General features: G+C 70.9%; 14 protein-coding genes, 3 pseudogenes and 1 riboswitch. Of the genes and pseudogenes, 10 read left to right on the top strand and 7 right to left on the bottom strand.

Going from position 1 to position 16,535, the window contains the following annotated elements:
- Nucleotides 1-203 precede the first annotated feature (203 nt).
- Nucleotides 204-1,580: an aminotransferase class I/II-fold pyridoxal phosphate-dependent enzyme gene (locus U5640_RS41795; protein WP_340384437.1), complete on the top strand. Its 1,377-nt coding sequence runs from the start codon at nt 204-206 to the stop codon at nt 1,578-1,580.
- A 43-nt stretch (nt 1,581-1,623) separates the two neighbouring features.
- Here the strand turns inward: U5640_RS41795 and U5640_RS41790 are convergent, their stop codons facing one another.
- Nucleotides 1,624-2,424: a hypothetical protein gene (locus U5640_RS41790; protein ID WP_340384436.1), complete on the bottom strand. Its 801-nt coding sequence runs from the start codon at nt 2,422-2,424 to the stop codon at nt 1,624-1,626.
- A 264-nt stretch (nt 2,425-2,688) separates the two neighbouring features.
- On the opposite strand from U5640_RS41790, the gene U5640_RS41785 reads away from it, so the two are divergent.
- The 6 genes from U5640_RS41785 (at nt 2,689) to U5640_RS41760 (ending at nt 8,559) form a co-directional block, all read left to right on the top strand.
- On the top strand, nt 2,689-3,999 hold the full coding sequence (locus U5640_RS41785; RefSeq protein ID WP_340384435.1) for an ABC transporter substrate-binding protein: 1,311 nt from the start codon (nt 2,689-2,691) through the stop codon (nt 3,997-3,999).
- A 117-nt stretch (nt 4,000-4,116) separates the two neighbouring features.
- On the top strand, nt 4,117-5,022 hold the full coding sequence (locus U5640_RS41780) for a branched-chain amino acid ABC transporter permease (protein ID WP_340384434.1): 906 nt from the start codon (nt 4,117-4,119) through the stop codon (nt 5,020-5,022).
- Complete coding sequence (locus tag U5640_RS41775) at nt 4,937-6,133, top strand: branched-chain amino acid ABC transporter permease (RefSeq protein ID WP_340384433.1); 1,197 nt, start codon at nt 4,937-4,939, stop codon at nt 6,131-6,133. Before U5640_RS41780 ends, U5640_RS41775 begins: the two co-directional genes overlap by 86 nt.
- Nucleotides 6,130-6,960, top strand: coding sequence for an ABC transporter ATP-binding protein (locus U5640_RS41770; RefSeq protein ID WP_340384432.1), 831 nt, complete (start codon nt 6,130-6,132; stop codon nt 6,958-6,960). Before U5640_RS41775 ends, U5640_RS41770 begins: the two co-directional genes overlap by 4 nt.
- Complete coding sequence (locus U5640_RS41765; RefSeq protein WP_340384431.1) at nt 6,957-7,670, top strand: ABC transporter ATP-binding protein; 714 nt, start codon at nt 6,957-6,959, stop codon at nt 7,668-7,670. The genes U5640_RS41770 and U5640_RS41765 overlap by 4 nt, the downstream gene beginning before the upstream one ends.
- A 31-nt stretch (nt 7,671-7,701) precedes the next feature.
- Nucleotides 7,702-8,559, top strand: a complete 858-nt coding sequence (locus tag U5640_RS41760; protein WP_340384430.1) for a lysophospholipase — start codon at nt 7,702-7,704, stop codon at nt 8,557-8,559.
- Between the two features lie 90 nt (nt 8,560-8,649).
- Here the strand turns inward: U5640_RS41760 and U5640_RS41755 are convergent, their stop codons facing one another.
- From U5640_RS41755 to U5640_RS41735, 5 genes and pseudogenes are all read right to left on the bottom strand, one after another.
- Nucleotides 8,650-8,925 carry a hypothetical protein gene (locus U5640_RS41755; RefSeq protein ID WP_340384429.1) on the bottom strand — a complete coding sequence of 92 codons (276 nt, stop codon included), beginning with the start codon at nt 8,923-8,925 and terminating at the stop codon, nt 8,650-8,652.
- A 124-nt stretch (nt 8,926-9,049) separates the two neighbouring features.
- Nucleotides 9,050-9,871: an ABC transporter ATP-binding protein gene (locus U5640_RS41750; RefSeq protein ID WP_340384428.1), complete on the bottom strand. Its 822-nt coding sequence runs from the start codon at nt 9,869-9,871 to the stop codon at nt 9,050-9,052.
- Nucleotides 9,868-10,881 (bottom strand): iron chelate uptake ABC transporter family permease subunit, encoded by a 1,014-nt coding sequence (locus U5640_RS41745; RefSeq protein WP_340384427.1) that lies wholly within the window; start codon nt 10,879-10,881, stop codon nt 9,868-9,870. The genes U5640_RS41750 and U5640_RS41745 overlap by 4 nt, the downstream gene beginning before the upstream one ends.
- Nucleotides 10,878-11,927, bottom strand: coding sequence for an ABC transporter substrate-binding protein (locus U5640_RS41740; RefSeq protein ID WP_340384426.1), 1,050 nt, complete (start codon nt 11,925-11,927; stop codon nt 10,878-10,880). Before U5640_RS41740 ends, U5640_RS41745 begins: the two co-directional genes overlap by 4 nt.
- A gap of 53 nt (nt 11,928-11,980) precedes the next feature.
- A riboswitch (cobalamin riboswitch) is annotated at nt 11,981-12,157 on the bottom strand.
- A gap of 52 nt (nt 12,158-12,209) precedes the next feature.
- Nucleotides 12,210-12,314, bottom strand: a pseudogene (locus U5640_RS41735) (electron transfer flavoprotein subunit alpha/FixB family protein); the annotation flags it as partial.
- 442 nt (nt 12,315-12,756) lie between these two features.
- Here U5640_RS41735 and U5640_RS41730 point away from each other — a divergent pair.
- On the top strand, nt 12,757-14,556 hold the full coding sequence (locus U5640_RS41730) for a S8 family serine peptidase (RefSeq protein WP_340384425.1): 1,800 nt from the start codon (nt 12,757-12,759) through the stop codon (nt 14,554-14,556).
- Between the two features lie 253 nt (nt 14,557-14,809).
- Nucleotides 14,810-14,992: pseudogene (locus tag U5640_RS41725) on the top strand (transcriptional regulator); the annotation flags it as partial.
- Between the two features lie 77 nt (nt 14,993-15,069).
- On the opposite strand, the pseudogene U5640_RS41720 reads toward U5640_RS41725, so the two are convergent.
- A pseudogene (locus U5640_RS41720) lies at nt 15,070-15,444 on the bottom strand (FAD-dependent monooxygenase); the annotation flags it as partial.
- A gap of 230 nt (nt 15,445-15,674) precedes the next feature.
- Here U5640_RS41720 and U5640_RS41715 point away from each other — a divergent pair.
- Nucleotides 15,675-16,421 (top strand): IPT/TIG domain-containing protein, encoded by a 747-nt coding sequence (locus U5640_RS41715; RefSeq protein WP_340384424.1) that lies wholly within the window; start codon nt 15,675-15,677, stop codon nt 16,419-16,421.
- Nucleotides 16,422-16,535 lie beyond the last annotated feature (114 nt).

Genomic DNA, 16,535 nt, shown 5'->3' with positions numbered 1-16,535 from the left:
CGCTGATCCCCTCACGCCGACGCCCGTGTCTGCCCCCGGCGATTTTACTGCCTCATCATCTACAGACTCCTCAATCACTGACCTCATCGTCACTGAGGTCTTCATTACTGATCTATCAATTACTGAGCACTCAATTGCTGACTCATCAAATAAATCCTATCCTGGGCGCCCCACACCGGAGCGAGTCGAGAAGAGGGCAAGCCATGGACCTGCAGCACTGGCTCGGCAGAGGCGCCCAGGCGATACAGGACTGGGCCGACACCTTCGGCCCCTACGACACACATCCCTCACTCCACGTCGACGACGACCGCTTCGCCGTGGCGTTCGAGGAGCTCAAGGGGAGACTCAAGGACAACTACCCCTTCTTCCACCCGCACTACGCGGGGCAGATGCTCAAGCCCCCGCACCCCGCCGCCGTGGTCGGTCACCTCACCGCCATGCTGATCAACCCGAACAACCACGCCCTGGACGGCGGCCCCGCCACCGCTTCGATGGAACGGGAGGCCGTCGCCCGACTCGCCGCGATGTTCGGCTACGAGACACATCTCGGGCACCTCACCACCAGTGGCACGATCGCCAACCTCGAAGCCCTCTTCGTCGCCCGGGAACTCCATCCCGACCGGGGTGTCGCCTACAGCGCGGACGCCCACTACACCCACGGCCGCATGTGCCACGTCCTCGGCGTCACCGGTCACCCCGTGCGCACCGACGACCGGGGACGCATGGACCTCGACGCCCTGGAGGACGCACTGCGCACCGGGCGGGTCGGCACCGTCGTCGTCACCACCGGCACCACCGGCCTGGGGGCCGTCGACCCCGTCCACGAGGTGCTCCACCTGGCCCAGCGGCACGGTGTCCGCGTCCACGTCGACGCGGCCTACGGGGGGTTCTTCACCCTGCTCGCCGGCGCCGACGGTCCCGAAGGTCTCCCGCCCGAGCCCTGGCGGGCCATCGCACGCTGCGACTCGGTGGTGGTCGACCCGCACAAGCACGGCCTCCAGCCCTACGGCTGCGGAGCCGTCCTCTTCCGCGATCCGGAGGTCGGCCGCTTCTACCTGCACGACTCGCCGTACACCTACTTCACGTCGACCGCACTCCACCTCGGCGAGATCAGCCTGGAGTGCTCGCGCGCCGGCGCCTCCGCCGCCGCCCTGTGGCTCACCTTCCAGGTGCTGCCGCCGACCCCCGGCGGGCTGGGGCAGGTGCTGGCCGCGGGACGCCGGGCCGCCCTGAAGTGGACCGAACTGATCACCGAGTCCAGCAGCCTGGAGCTCTACCAGCAGCCCGAGCTGGACATCGTCACCTACTTCCCCACCACCGACCCCGCCGCCCTGAGCGCTGTCGACGCCGCGTCAGCGCGCGTCCTGGCCAACGGGATGACCGCTCCCGACCCGGTGTTCCTGAGCACCCTGCGAGCCGACCGCGAGGCATTCACCTCGCGCCACCCCAGGACGGTTGCGGACGCCGACGGCGCGCGCATCCTCCGCAGCGTCCTGATGAAGCCGGAATCCGAGCACCACGTCGACCGCGTCCACGCCCGGGTCGAACAGCTCGCCCGCGCCGCGCGCGCCGACGGCTGAGCGGTCCGCTCGTGCGCATGCGGCCCCGTCGGCACCGCCGCCGTCAGGCCGGTGTGCTCGGGGTCGCCTCGGCGCGCCCCGGGGTGCCGCTCGGCCCGGTCGGCTCGGTGAACTGGTCGAACAGCGTGACGGCGGCCCGGGTCAGGAGCGACCAGCCCTCCTGGCGCTCCGGGTCGTCCAGATCGGCGTATCCGGCGATCCATCGCATGTGGAAGCCGTCGAGCAGGGCCGCGAGCGTCGTGGCGAGGTGTTCGACCTTGTAGGGCGCGCGCATCCGCAGTCCGTACACGTCGAGCAGGGCCCGGTACGCCTCGCAGGCGATCTCGGTGAACGAATCGCCGTAATGCCCGAGGGCCTCGCGCACCCGCGGGTTGGCCGCGCTGGCGTAGAAGCCGAGCATCACGCGGTAGATCGGGTCGACGCGGTGGTTCTCGTGGTTGTGGGTGAGCACGCCGTTGAGTGCCTCCTGCCACGTGGCACCCCTGTCGACCGCTTCCTCGAAGCGGCGGATGCTGTCCGGCAGGCTCGGGACCAACTCGGCCTGGCGGCTGGTGAGATGGAAGAGGAGCTCCGCCTGGAAATCCGCCTGCGCCGGCCAGATCTGGTAGATCGATCCGGTCGTGATCGCCGGTGCCCGGTCGTCGCCCAGCCGCTCCCGCATGATGCGCGTGGCTTCCTCGGTGACCTGCTTCACGCGGACATGGGCGAGGGCGGCGGAGACGGCTGCCTCACTGGTGTCGCCCGTGCCGGCGCATACGAGCTTGGTGGCCGCTTCGAGCATCAGCGCCCGCGTCTCCTCGAGGGAACGCCGCGGGAGCCGGCGCCGCCCAGCTTCCGTTGTCATGCCCTGCCCCTCCCCATTGCCTGATCGTTAATTCGGTGTCACCAAGGCGTTGACACGACGGAAAGCCTACACCTAGATTCCAGCTCCGTAAGAAAGTTACGAAAGCTCGGAAGGCCAAATGATCAGGCCTTTCGTGTCCCTTCGAGCCAGTCCGCCGCGCCGGTCACCCCGGGTCGCCCCGGGCTTCTCGCCGCCTCGCGCCTCTCCTTCCGCATGCCCCGCCGGGCACTGCCCTGCCCTTGTTCCCAGTACGGAGGATCCCGCATGCCCGCAACCCCAGGTCCCCGAACACTTGTCCTCGTCTCCGCCGTCATGACGTCCCTGCTGGGCGTCTCGGCGTGCGGAGGACCGAGCACACCCGCGTCGACATCGCCCGCCGACTCGCAGGCGGCCTCCACCACCACGGACTCGCGCCCGTCGAGCGCCGTCGTGACCGACTACCTGGACTACGTGGCAGGCAAGACGGGCAAGGCCGACGAGAGCCTCTCCCCGGTCGGCCTGGGCTGGGTGAACGTGGAGGGCGGCCCCGGAGGCAACCCCGAGGCGACCGCGGGCGCCCGCGCCGCCGTGAAGTACGTCAACGAGAAACTGGGCGGAATCGGCGGGCACCCGCTTCAACTGAAGGTCTGCGCTGTGGTGTCGGCCGAGGAGGAGGGACAGAAGTGCGGCCAGCAACTGCTCGGCGACCAGAGTGTCTCCGCCATCGGTGTCGGCAATCTCTACGTCGGTGACGCCTCCTTCAACGCCGTGATCGCGGGCAGGAAGCCGGTGCTGGTCGGTGTGGCGACGGGCCCGACCATGTCCACGGCGAAGAACACCTTCAGCACCTTCGGCGACCTGCCGCACATCTTCGGCTCCTGGGGGACGTACTCCCGTGATGTGCTCAAGGCGAAGACCGCGGCGGTGATCCACACGAACACACCGGGAGACAAGATCGCCTCCGGCGCGGCGGTGAAGGGCCTCGAGGCCGCCGGTCTGAAGGTGAAGTCCGTCGGATTCGACGCCCAGGCCACCGATCTCATCGGCCCGGTCACCGCGGCGGGGGCGAGCACGGCCGACGTCGTCGTCCCCATCACCGTCGGTTCCGGTTGTGTCGGCGTGGCCAAGGCCCTGAAGCAACTGGGGGTCACCAAGCCGGTGGTCTCGACCCCCCTGTGCATGTCCCCGGACGTCGCCCAGGGCCTCGGCGGCGACCTGCCCACCTGGACGTACGGGGTCGCCCAGACGCTGACGGCCGACTCCTCGGCAGCGGACTCCAAGGCGTTCCTGACGGCCTCGGCGCAGGTGGGGCTGCCCCAGGACACGGCAGCCAAGGTCTTCGCACCGCTGGCCTGGAGCACGGTGCTGACGTACGCCAAGATCTTCGACGCGCTCGGCCCCGACAAGATCACCCCCGCGTCGGTCACCGAGCAGCTGAGGAAGTTCACCGGGCCGGTGATCATGGGCGCCGCCGAGGTCGAGTGCGGCAAGTACCAGGACGCCCCCGCGGTCTGCAACGACCAGGCGCGGTTCTACCAGTACCAGGGCAAGGGCCAGTTCAAGCCGCTGACCGACTGGATCCGCCCGCCCCGGTGAGCCCTGCGCCCACCCTCCCACGGGCCCTCGGGCTCACCCCGTGGCGACGGTGCGGCCGTCCCTCCCCGACGGCGCACCGTCGCCACGGGACTCCCCCAGCCATGACAGGAGTCATGCATGGATCAGATCCTGCTCTTCGCCGTGCTCGGACTCGGCCAGGGAGCGTTGATCGCCGGTATCGCGCTCGGCGTCGTGGTGACCTACCGGGGCTCGGGCATCATCAACCTGTCCACCGGAGCCGTCGCCATGGCCTCGGCCTACATCTTCTGGGCGCTCACCTCCGGGTTCTTCGGCTTCACCCTGCCGACCGCGGCCGCTCTCGTCGGAGCGCTCATGGCCGCGCTCGCCGTCGGAGTGCTCATCGAGGTGGCGGTGTTCCGGCCGCTGCGCACCGTCTCACCGCTGGCCAAGCTCGCCGCCTCGCTCGGCATCCTGCTCACCCTGCAGGCCACGGTGCTGCTGGTCTTCGGCACCCAGCCCCAGCAGGCACCGAGCGTCCTTCCCGGCGAGACCGTCACCGTGCTCGGCATCACCACACCGGCGGACCGGTTCCTGCTGACCGGCCTGGTCGTCGCGATCGCCCTGGCGCTGGGCGCCCTGTACCGGTGGAGCCGGTTCGGCCTCGCCACCCGCGCCGCGTCGGAGAACGAACAGGCCGCGCTGCTCGCGGGCCTGTCCCCGAACGGCATCTCCCTGGCCAACACGCTCCTGGCCGCCCTGGTCGCCGGCCTGCTCGGCGTGCTGGCCGCGCCCATCGTCCAGGTCGACTCCCTCACCCTCCCGCTCCAGGTCGTCCCCGCTCTCGCGGCCGCCCTCTTCGCCGGGTTCACGTCGCTGTGGATCGCCTGCACCGCGGGCATCCTCATCGGGGTGCTGCAGTCGATCGTGTACTACCTCTCCACGCAGAAGCTGGTTCCCGACCGACAACGGCAACGCCATGCCGGGACTTCAGCAGCTCCTGGTCTTCGCCCTGATGGTGGTCGCCCTGTACGTCCGGGGCGCCGGCCTGCCGCGCCGCGGTGAAGCCGTGGAACAGCGACTGCCCGCCGTCCCGCTGCCCGAACGGCTGCTCCGTCCGGCCCTGCTGGCCGCGGTCGTGGCCGCGGTGGCCCTGGTGGTCCTGCCGTTCGACTTCCGCCAGGCACTCACCAACTCGATGATCGGCATGGTCATCGTCCTGTCGTACGTCGTCATCACCGGCTACGTGGGACAGATCTCCGTGATGCAGCTGGCCCTCTCCGGCACCGCGGGCTTCGCCCTCTCCCACCTCGCGGTCCAGTGGCACGTCCCCTTCCCGTTCGACGCCCTCGGCGCCACTGTGCTGGCCACCCTGCTCGGCGTGGCCGCGGGCGTGTCGGCCCTCCGGGTGCGCGGTGTGAGCCTCGCCGTCGTCACCCTGGCCGCGGCCCTGGCCATGGAACAGGCCCTGTTCGGGAACACCTCCTTCGGCGGCACCGCCGGTGTGTCCGTGCCCCCGCCGCGCCTGTTCGGGGTGAACCTCGGCCCGGGAGCGGACTTCCGCGGTCTGGACGGCAACGAGCCCAGCCCCATGTTCGGATTCCTCGTACTGGCCGTCACCGTCTGTCTCGGACTGTACGTCGCCCATCTGCGGCGCACCGGTCTCGGCAGGCGCATGCTCGCCGTCCGCTCCAACGAACGGGCCGCGGCGGCGTCGGGAGTCGACGTACGGGCCGTGAAGATCGCCGCCTTCGCCATCAGCTCCTTCATCGCCAGCGTCGCCGGCACCCTGTACGGCTACAACTTCGGCTCTGTCAGCGCGGCCCGGTTCACCGCGCTGGCCGCGCTGAGCCTCATCGGCTTCGCCTACATCGGGGGCATCACCATGGTGTCCGGGGCCGTGATCGCGGGACTGATGTCGACCGAGGCCCTGCTGCCGCACGCCCTGGACACCTGGTTCGGGATCAAGGGGACCTGGGCGCTGCTGTTCGGCGGGGTGTCCCTGATCGTGACGCTGATCGCCAACCCGGACGGCATCGCGGGCGCCGACCACCGCCGGAGAACGGCGAAGAGAGCCGCGCGTGCCGCGGCCCGGGTGAGTGCGCCGGACGACCGGCATCCCGTCGCGGAGCACCCCGCACCCACCGCGCTCGACACCTCGGAGGTCGCCTCGTGAACGTCCTGTCGGTCCAGTCGGTCAGCGTCAGTTACGGCGGGGTGCACGCACTGAGCGAGGTGTCCCTGGACGTCGGGGAAGGCCGACTCGTCGGGCTGATCGGCCCGAACGGCGCGGGCAAGACCACGTTCGTGGACGCCGTCACCGGCCTCGTCACGGCACGCGGACGGGTGGAGCTGGACGGCCGGGACCTCACCGGTCTGCCGCCGCACGCGCGGGCTCGACGCGGGCTCGCCCGTACGTTCCAGAGCAGTGAGCTCTTCGAGGACCTCACGGTTGCGGAGAACCTGCAGATCACGGCGGACCGGCCGAGCTGGTGGAGGGCCTTCGGCGAAACCCTGGGCCGCCGCGTGTCCCCCGATACCGCCGCCACACAGGCCCTGTCAGCCCTGGGGCTGGAGGATCTCGCGCACGCCTCGGCCCAGCAACTGTCCCAAGGCCAGCGCAAACTCGTCGGCGTGGCCCGGGCCCTGGCCGCCCGGCCGCGCGTGGTCTGCCTCGACGAACCCGCCGCCGGGCTGGACACGGCGGAGAGCGCCGAACTCGGACGCCGCCTGCGTGCCGTCGCGGACGACGGCACGTCACTGCTCCTGATCGACCACGACATGAGTCTCGTCATGGGCATCTGTGACCACGTGGTCGTCCTGGAATTCGGCAAGGTCATCGCCTCCGGGCCACCCGCGCAGGTCCGCACCGACCCGGCCGTCATCACCGCCTACCTGGGGGCCTCCGCCGTCCGGCCCACCGCCGCACCCCGGCAGCACGCCGGCACACCGTCCGCCCCCGGCCCGTCCGAGGCCGCCACCAGCACACCGGAGCCTTCATGAGCACCCCTGTTCTCGAGGTGAGCGGACTCACCGCCGGATACGACGGTGCCCCCGTCGTCCGCGACGTCGACCTGACCGTGGAGGCAGGACAGGTCGTGGCCCTGCTCGGAGCCAACGGAGCGGGGAAGTCGACCACGCTCAAGGCCATCTCCGCACTGCTGCGTCCCATGGCCGGCACGATCGCCTTCGCCGGTTCGCCCCTGGACAGGGTCCCGGCCGCCACCCGGGCCCGTCTCGGCATGGCCCATGTCCCCGAGGGACGGGGCATCTTCTCCTCGCTCACCGTGGCGGAACATCTGCGCCTCGCCCATCGGGGAGAGCGCCTGGACGAGGCCGCCGCCTACCGCTACTTCCCCGTCCTGTCCCGCCTCAAGGACCGCAGGGCGGGCCTGCTCTCCGGCGGCGAGCAACAGATGCTCGCCATGGGACGCGCACTGGCCCGGCGCCCCACACTGCTCCTGCTCGACGAACTCAGCCTCGGTCTGGCACCCATCATCGTGGAGGAGCTGCTTCCCGTCGTACGGCGCTACGCGGACGACTCCGGCTGCGGAGTGCTGCTCGTCGAACAGCACGTCGGCCTGGCCCTGGAGATCGCGGACCACGGTTACGTCCTCTCCCACGGCGAAATCACCACCCACGCAGCGGCCCGGGACCTCGGTGCCGACCAGGCCAGGATCGTCGCCGGCTATCTCGGCGAACACCCCGTCTGACGCTGCCCGGATCCCCACATCAGGAGTTGAGTTGTTCACTTTCGACAGCACGGACGACGTCACGATCCACGTGCACGAATGGCGGCCCGACGCACCACCGCGTGCCGTCGTGCAGATCGCCCACGGCATGGGAGAACACGCCGGCCGCTACGCCCCGCTCGCCGCGGCCCTGATCGAGCAGGGCTTCGCCGTCTACGCCAACGACCACCGCGGACACGGACTCAGCAGGCACGCCTCGCTGGGGCACCTCGGTGACGACGGCTGGAACCGGCTCGTCGAGGACCTGGCCGCGCTGTCGGCCATCGCCCGCGAGCGGCACCCGGGCGTCCCCCTCGTACTGATCAGCCACAGCCTGGGGTCCTTCGCGGCCCAGCACTACCTGCTGCGGCACGCCGACCTCGTCGACGCGGTCGCACTGACCGGCACCACGGCGGTCGACCTCATGCTGGCGGGCCAGACCACGAGCGCGGACCCCCTGCGCGCGCTCAACGTGGCGTTCGAGCCCGCCCGTACCCCCTTCGACTGGCTCAGCCGCGACGAACGCGTCGTCGACGCCTACCTCGCGGACCCGCTGTGCGGCTTCAGCCTGGACCCCCAGGCGATGGGGGACCTCGCCGCGGCGACGCCCCTGCTCGCCGATCCCCAGGGCATTCCGGCCGGGCTGCCCCTGTGCGTCATGGTCGGAGACATGGACCCGCTCAACGAAGGACTCCGGCTCAGTGACCTGCTGGTCGAGCGCTACCGCACGGCCGGCGTCACGGACATCACGTACCGGACGTATCCGGGGGCCCGCCACGAACTGTTCAACGAGACCAACGGCAAGGAGGTGGTCGACGACCTGCTGACCTGGCTGGACCAGGCCATGTTCACGACGCGCACGGAGACGTAGGTCAACCCTGCGACCCCTGTGCCGGGCAAAGGGTCGACCCCGCCCGGGTGCCAGGCAGAGGGTCGGCCCCGACCGGGCCGACCCTCGTGCTCATCGCGCCCTGCGGGGCGGGGTGAAGACGTAGAGGTCGAGGATGTCGGGGCAGGGAGCGATTCCGGGGCCGCCGGCCCGGACCCAGGCGGCGACGTCCTCGGCGGCGTCGGGGTCGTTGACGAGACCGAGCCAGACCGGGCGGGCGCCTGCGGCGCGAGCCTCGGCGGAGGGCTGGACGACGATCACGTTGGCGTGTTCGCACACGTCGAGGCAGTCCGAGACGCGGACGGGTACCTCCTCGGCCAGGCGCGCGAGCTGCCGGTCGTGATCCACGCCGGTGACTTTCGGGGTTCCGCAGCAGCAGTCCCGGCAGACGACGACGCGGCACGGTGCCGGTGCCGGTGCCGGTGCGGGTGCGGGTGCGGGTGCGGCAAGGGTGCGGTCCGGGCCGGCTGCTTCAGGGCGCTGTCGAGGCATCGCTCGTCACACCTTTCCTCGGGGAAGATACGTCCCGGGCAGCCGGGCGCAGGAAGCGGATCACAGGGTGGCCGGGGCCGTGGGTCACCTCGGCGCGGACGCCGAAGACCTGCTCGATGAGGGCCGGGGTGAGAACCTCGGCGGGGGTGCCCTCCGTGACGGCGCGCCCGTCGCGCAGGACGAGCAGGCGGTCGCAGTACATCGCGGCAAGATGCAGATCGTGCAGGGCGATCACCGTGGTGACCGGCAGGCCGGCGATCAGCTCCAGGAGGTCGAGCTGGTGCTGGATGTCGAGATGGTTGGTGGGTTCGTCGAGGAGGAGTTCGCGGGGTTGCTGGGCGAGGGCGCGGGCGATCTGGGTGCGCTGGCGCTCGCCGCCGGAGAGCGTGTGCCAGGACTGTCCGGCGCGGTCGGCCAGGCCGGTGCGCGCCAGGGCCTCGGTGACGGCTTGCGCGTCGGCCGTCGTCGGGGGCGCCCAGGCGCGGCGGTACGGGATGCGGCCGAGGGCGACGACGTCCCGGACGGTCAGCTCGGTCTGGGTGTCGGCGTGCTGCTCGACGGTGGCGACACGGCGGGCAGTGGCACGGCGGCTGACCTCGGTGAGCGGGCGCCCGTCCAGGGTCACGACTCCGGCAGTGGGCGCGAGGACACCGGCCAGCAGTCTCAACAACGTCGATTTTCCTGAGCCGTTGGGGCCGAGCAGGCCGACGGTCTCACCGGGGTGCAGGGTGAGCGTGACGCCGTCGACGACGACCTTGTCTCCCAGGCGCCGTACGACCCCGTCCGCGTGCAGGCTGCTCATGCCCTGCTCCGTCCTCGGTAGAGCACGGCCACGAACGCCGGCACGCCGATGAGGGACGTCACGACGCCCACCGGGACCTCCTGGGGATCGAGGACGGTACGGGCGAGCGTGTCCACCCACACCAGGAAGACGGCGCCGGTCAGCGCGGTGACCGGCAGCAGACGGGCGTGCCCGGAGCCGGTGAGGGCCCGGGTGGCGTGCGGCAGGACCAGGCCGACGAAGCCGATGGCGCCGGCGCAACTGACCAGCGCGGCGGTGAGCAGCGCGGTCGCGCAGAGCAGGACCAGGCGGGTGCGGGCGACCCGGACCCCGAGTCCCGCGGCGGCATCGTCACCGAAGGCGAACGCATCGAGCGTACGGGCGTACCCGAGGCAGACCACGAGCACGACCGCCAGGACGACGGCGCAGAGCAGCACCTGTCCCCAGTCGGCGCCGGTGAGCGAGCCCAGCAGCCAGAACAGCACGCCCCGCGTGGTCTCCGCGTCCGCCGAGGTCAGGACGGTGAGGGAGGTCAGCGCGGAGAACAGCTGCATGGCCGCGACCCCGGAGAGCACGACCCGGTCCGTGCTCGCGCCGAGGGTGTGGCTGAGCAGCAGCACCAGGGCGAAGGAGAGCAGCGCGCCGAGGAAGGCGCCCGCCGACAGGGACACGGCTCCCCCGCCCACCCCCAGCACGACCACGGCGACCGCCCCGGTGGACGCGCCGGAGGAGACCCCGAGCACGAAAGGGTCGGCGAGCGGGTTGCGCAGCAGCGACTGCATGACCGCGCCGCAGACGGCGAGTCCGGCCCCGCACACCGCGGCGAGCAGGGTCCGCGGCATCCGCAGGTCCCATACGATGCCGTCCCGCAGCGGAGCCAACGTGCCCTCCCCCAGGCCGAGATGGGCCGCGACGGACGCCCAGACGTCACCGGTGGAGATGTCGGCGGGCCCGATCGTCACGGCGACGGCGATCGACACGAACAGCGCGACCAGTCCCCCGCCCGTCAACAGCAGCGAGCGGACGTTCACTTGGCGAACCCGAAGTCACGCAGACCGGCTGCGACCTTCTCGATCCCCTCGATCGTGCGGATGGACGGGTTCATCGCCTGCCCGCTGAGCAGGACGTACCGCTTCTTCTTCACGGCGGTCAGGTTGCGGGTGGCGGGGTTCGTCTCCAGGAAGCGGATCTTCGCCTGCGCGGTCTCGGCGGTCTGCTGCTTGCGGGTCAGGTCGCCGATCACGATGACGTCGGGGTCACGGTCGGCGACGGTCTCCCAGTTGACCTGGGGCCACTCGTCGTGGGTGTCGGCGAAGGCGTTCTCCGCGCCGACCGCGCGGGTGACGGCGCCGGGCGCACCACAGCAGCCGGCGAGGTAGGGCGACTGGGAGTTGGCGAACCAGTACATGAGGGAGACGTCCGAGGCGTGCAGTCCGGCGGTGGCCGTGCTCACCCGCTTCTTCAGCGAGGCGACCAGCTTCTCGCCGCGCTCCTCGACGCCGAAGGCGCGTGCCAGGTCGCCTATTTCGCCGTAGACGGCGTCGAGGGTGAGTGGCTTGCTGCGTGATCCGTCGCCGCCGCTGTCGTTGTCCTTGCCCGCCGCGCAGTCGGACGGGGAGACATAGGTGGGCACGCCGAGCTTCTCGAACTGCTCGCGGGTGGCGACCCCGCCCGCGCCGAGGGTGGAGACGAACGAGGCGGTGACGAAGTCGGGTTCGGCGTCCAGCACCTTCTCGAAGGAGGGGTTGTTGTCGGCGAGGCGCGGCACCGAGGCGTTGGCCTTCTCCAGGCCCTTCATCACGGGGTCGGTCCAGGTGGCCGTACCGGCCATGCGGTCGGCGAGGCCGAGGGAGAGCAGGATCTCCGTGGTGCCCTGGTTGAGGGAGACGGCCCGCTTCGGGGCTGCCTTCAGGGTGCTCCTGTGACCGCAGTTGTCGAGGACCACCGGGTAGCCGGCGGCCGTGGTCTTCTTCGATGCCGCTTGGTCGCCGGAGGAGCCGCAGGCGGTGAGCAGCACAGCGGACGCGAGGAGAAACGCCGCGGTACGGGATGGGGCGGGAGAACGGAGCACGGGCACGCCTCGGGGGTCGGGGCTCGTACGCGGAGCCTGGCCTACGGGTGTCCCCCGCGCGGGGGCGCGGAGGTGCCAGCAGGTCTTCGGACTCGGGTTCGTCCGGTCGGGGCGCCTTCCCGGTCTCCCAGTGGCGTCGTGCCCCGCCCGTCCCCCTCACCGCTGCGCGTCAGTTCCGGATTCGCACCGGATTCCCTGGCCTCGGGTGTGGCTCGACTGGCACACCGAGGCTATCAAGTCCGACGTACGGTCAGATCGTGCGCTCGGTCACGGGGAGCGACGTCGACACGGAGCCTCCTCGTCCTTGTTCACCGCGACGACGGTCTTCGAGGTCTGCATGCCGGCGCGGTGCTGGATGGCGCCGGAGATCCCGGCGGCGAAGCAGAGCTCGGGCTGACCATGCGTGAGGCATCTGACGACCGTTGTGGTCGCGAACCTGGCTGGTGCCCCGCGTATCCCCTGACCATGAGGCGGCCAAAGCCGAGCCCGGCGTCCTGGTGTTGATCTCAGTCGCTGGGTCCCCGACGAGGCCCCCGAGGCCTCACAAGCCTGATCATCGCCCATCTGCGCGAGCACGAGCCGACGCTCTGACGCCGTCGTCGGTACGCGTGCTTGAGGTCGGCCCTGCAACGCGGTCGGCGTCGCCGGGCTCCCAGCGGATTCCGGGCCCCGCCGACGCCCGGGGCAGGTCTATTTTCAGCCATGCCTCCATAACGCCCCTGCGCGGAAAGGTACTTCCGCACTAGGGCATGCACCTGACATCTTGCATCCACCACTCGTTTCGTACGGCCCGGCCGCTGCCACCAGCACGGCCGGGCCGTCTCCGGAGGACGCATTGATACCCCACATATCCAGCCGCCCAAGACGCACGCTGGTCCTGGCGGCCACGCTCGGCGCCGCCCTCGCGTTCGGCACCCCGGGCGCCCTCGCCGGCACGCTCCCCGTCGTCTCCTCCACCGCGCCGGCCGCCAAGGCCCACGCCCCGGCCGCCGTGCCGGCTTCCCAGAGCGCGGCCTGGGTGGCCGGCACGCGTGCCTACCTCGTGATCACCGCCCCCGGTGACAATGCGGCGGTCCGCTCCGCGATCGCCGCCAACGGCGGCACCGTCTTCTCGAACTACGACGCCATCGGCGTGATCGTCGCCCACTCGGCGTCCAGCGGATTCGCCGCCACCATGCGCGGCGTCGCCGGCGTGCAGCAGGTCGGCGCCACGCGCACCTCGGACGTCCCGGCCGATGCCTACAACCCGACGCTCCCGGCAAATCCGGCCCAGGCCTCGACCCCGGCCGGAGAACCGGTCCGGGCCGACATGAGCCAGATCAAGGCCGACCAGGCCTGGGCCGTGAACCCGGGCTCCGCGTCCGTCACGGTCGGCATCCTGGACACCGGTGTGGACGACCAGCACCAGGACCTGGCGCCCAACTTCGACGCGGCCGACTCGGTCTCCTGCGCCTACGGCAAGCCCGACACCCGTACCGGCGCCTGGCGGGACGTCGACACGCACGGCACCCACGTGGCGGGCACCATCGCCGCGGCCAAGAACGGCAAGGGCGTCGTCGGTGTGGCCCCCGGAGTGAAGATCGCCGCGGTCCGGGTCGCCGAGCCCGGCAACTCCTTCTTCTTCGCCGAGAACACCGTCTGCGGCTTCGTCTGGGCCGGTGACCACGGCTTCAAGGTCACCAACAACAGCTATTACACGGACCCTTGGCAGTTCAACTGCCCGGACAACATCGACCAGGCCGCCATCATCGAGGGCGTCAAGCGCGCCCAGGAGTACGCCGAGGGCAAGGGCTCCCTCCAGATCGCCGCCGCGGGCAACGAGAACTACGACCTCGCCCACAAGACGACCGACTCAGCGAGCCCCAACGACTCGACGCCGGTCACCCGCACCATCACCAACGCCTGCCTCGACATCCCGACCGAGCTGCCGGGCGTGGTCACGGTCGCGGCCAACGGCACGGGCGTCACCAAGGCCTCGTTCTCCAACTACGGGCAGGGCGTCATCGACGTCGCGGCGCCGGGCAGCAGCGTGTACTCCACCGTCCCCGGCGGCGGCTACGGCAGCAAGAGCGGCACCTCGATGGCCACGCCGCACGTGGTCGGCGTGGCGGCACTCCTCGCGAGCGCCAACCCGGGCATCACCCCCGCGCAGCTCCGCGCCAAGCTGGCCGCCCAGGCCAACGACATCGCCTGCCCCTCGGACAGCCGCTGCACGGGCACGACGGCCAACAACTCGTTCTTCGGCGAAGGACAGGTCGACGCCCTCAAGGCCGTCGGCACCACCCCGCCGCCCGGCACGTACTTCGAGAACCTCGCGGACTTCGCCATCGCCGACAACGCGACCGCGGAGAGCCCGATCGCCGTCACCGGTGTGACGGGCAACGCCCCGGCCACTCTCAAGGTGGGTGTGGACATCAAGCACACCTACATCGGTGACCTGAAGGTCGACCTGGTGGCACCGGACGGCACCGAGTACACGCTGCACAACCACACCGGCGGCAGCGCCGACAACATCGCCCAGACCTACACCGTGAACGCCTCCTCGGAGGTCGCGAACGGCACCTGGAAGCTGCGCGTCAACGACAACGCCGCCTCCGACACGGGCAAGATCGACGCCTGGAACCTGACCTTCTAGGGCAGGGCCCGGCAACGCGGTCTGTTCGGCCGGGGGCGAACTGCTGGGCGGCAGAAGCCAGATGGGTCTCGGCAGCGTCGTACGCCGCGGTCGGGGCCACCAGGCCGGAGGTGTCCAGGGAGGCAGCGGGGTCGCGGCGCGCGCAGCCGCGTCCCCGCTGCCCGTGCGGTCGGCGCGGAGTGCGGCCGGCTCGAGCAGCGCATTCCCTCAAGCTCGTCGAAATGGCCGGCGGCGGAACCTGGCCGTCTGACCGCTCTCCGGGCTGGAGCTGATGACCGCACTGCGCCCGCCCACCCGCGCGGTGCGCGACGAAGCGAGCGGGAACTGGGTGGCCGGCCACAACCCCGGCTCGCTGGGCACGGAGCCGATGGACCCGGCGCCGCCGGAGGGCACCCCCGAGCACCCGGTCGTCGTGACCTCCGGCTGGACCGGCGGACCGGGCTCGGGATGCGCTGGGCGTGACGCCGGCATCGTGCCGCGCGTAGAAGCCCTCGGGCCCATGAGATCGGGCCCGTAGTCCCCCAGATCCACACCGGCGAGGCGACGCCCGAGGAAGGGGCCGTCCTCGGTGGCCATACCGGCCCCGTAGGCCGCGAAGGGCGAGGTGGGGTGGGCGGCGTCGCCGACCAGGGTGGCGCGCCTCTTGGTCCACTGCTTGATCGGTTTGCGGTCGCGCAGCTGCCACCGCTGGACGTTCGCCGGATCGGTCGCGGCGATCACCCGCGGCAGCGGGTCGGCGAAGCCATGTGCGAGCTGGGTCGCGGCAGGCCGGCGGGGAGGCCCGTCTCGAGCGGGTGGTTCCTCACTTCGGGTGATAGAGGCGGCTGGACTCTTGTCACCCGATTGGGCGTGTGGGTCACTGAGAGTGTGAACCGGCGGGTTGCCCATCCCCGTGCCGGGGGAGTGTTGGGACAGGCAGCCGTTTGCCGGTTTTTCTTTGCCCACTGGAGAAGCCGGAAGGTTGCAGGGTGCTCGGCCGTGGCCACGGTGAGGCCTTGTCTCTGTTCGTCCTCCCTGGCCCCTGGCTGCCCTGACCGCGTGACGGTCTGGTCCCTGTGACGCTGCCGCCCTCTGTGCCGGTTCCTCGCAAGTCCCCACCTAGAGCGAGGAGTACAGCTATGCCCATCTCTCCGAATCAGGGTTCCAACGGCGGTGGCACGCTGGTGACCATCACGGGCACGAACCTGTCCAACACCAGCGCGGTGAAGTTCGGCAGCAAGTCGGCCACGAACATCACCCAGGTCTCGCCGACTCAGGTCACCGCTGTTTCCCCGTCCGGGACCGGCACGGTCGGGGTCACGGTGACCACGCCGGGCGGGACCAGCAACCCGGTGCCGTTCTTCTACGTAGGCGCACCGTTCAAGTCCGCCCTGGGCACGACCTCCGGGCCGCTGGCCGGCGGCAACACCATCACCCTCAACGGAACCGGCCTGTCGACGGCCGTGAGCGTGTCCTTCGGCGGTGTGACCGCCACCCCGACGGTGAACTCCGACAGCTCCCTGAGCGTCACCGTGCCGGCGGGTGCAGCCGCCGGTCCGGTGTCGGTGAGCGTGACCACCGCGGGCGGCACCAACAACGGTCTGACGTACACCTACGTCGACGCCCCCACGGTCACCTCCCTCACGCCCACCTCGGGCCCGACCTCGGGCGGCACGGCGGTGACCATCACCGGCACCAACCTCGACACCACCGACTCGGTCACCTTCGACGGCGCCGCGGCGCCGTTCTCGGTGATCAACGCGACCACCCTTACGGTGGTCACCCCGCCCGGCACCGCAGGGGCGGTCGACGTGGTCGTCACCAACCCTGCCGGGTCTGACACGGCGGTCGGGGCGTTTACCTACGTCGCCGGCCCCGGCATCTGATCCGCCCACTCAGCGACCGGTCCCCGCGCTGTCAGGTGGCACGGGGACCCGTCAGGCCCCCGTCCTGATGGTTCCCGACATCATCGCCGGGCGTCCCCGGCCAACCCCGTTCCC

It is taken from the genome of Streptomyces sp. SS7, from assembly GCF_037993025.1.
Taxonomy (GTDB): domain Bacteria; phylum Actinomycetota; class Actinomycetes; order Streptomycetales; family Streptomycetaceae; genus Streptomyces.
The sequence above is the reverse complement of the archived record's forward strand: the minus strand, read 5'-3'. Positions and strand labels throughout refer to the sequence as shown.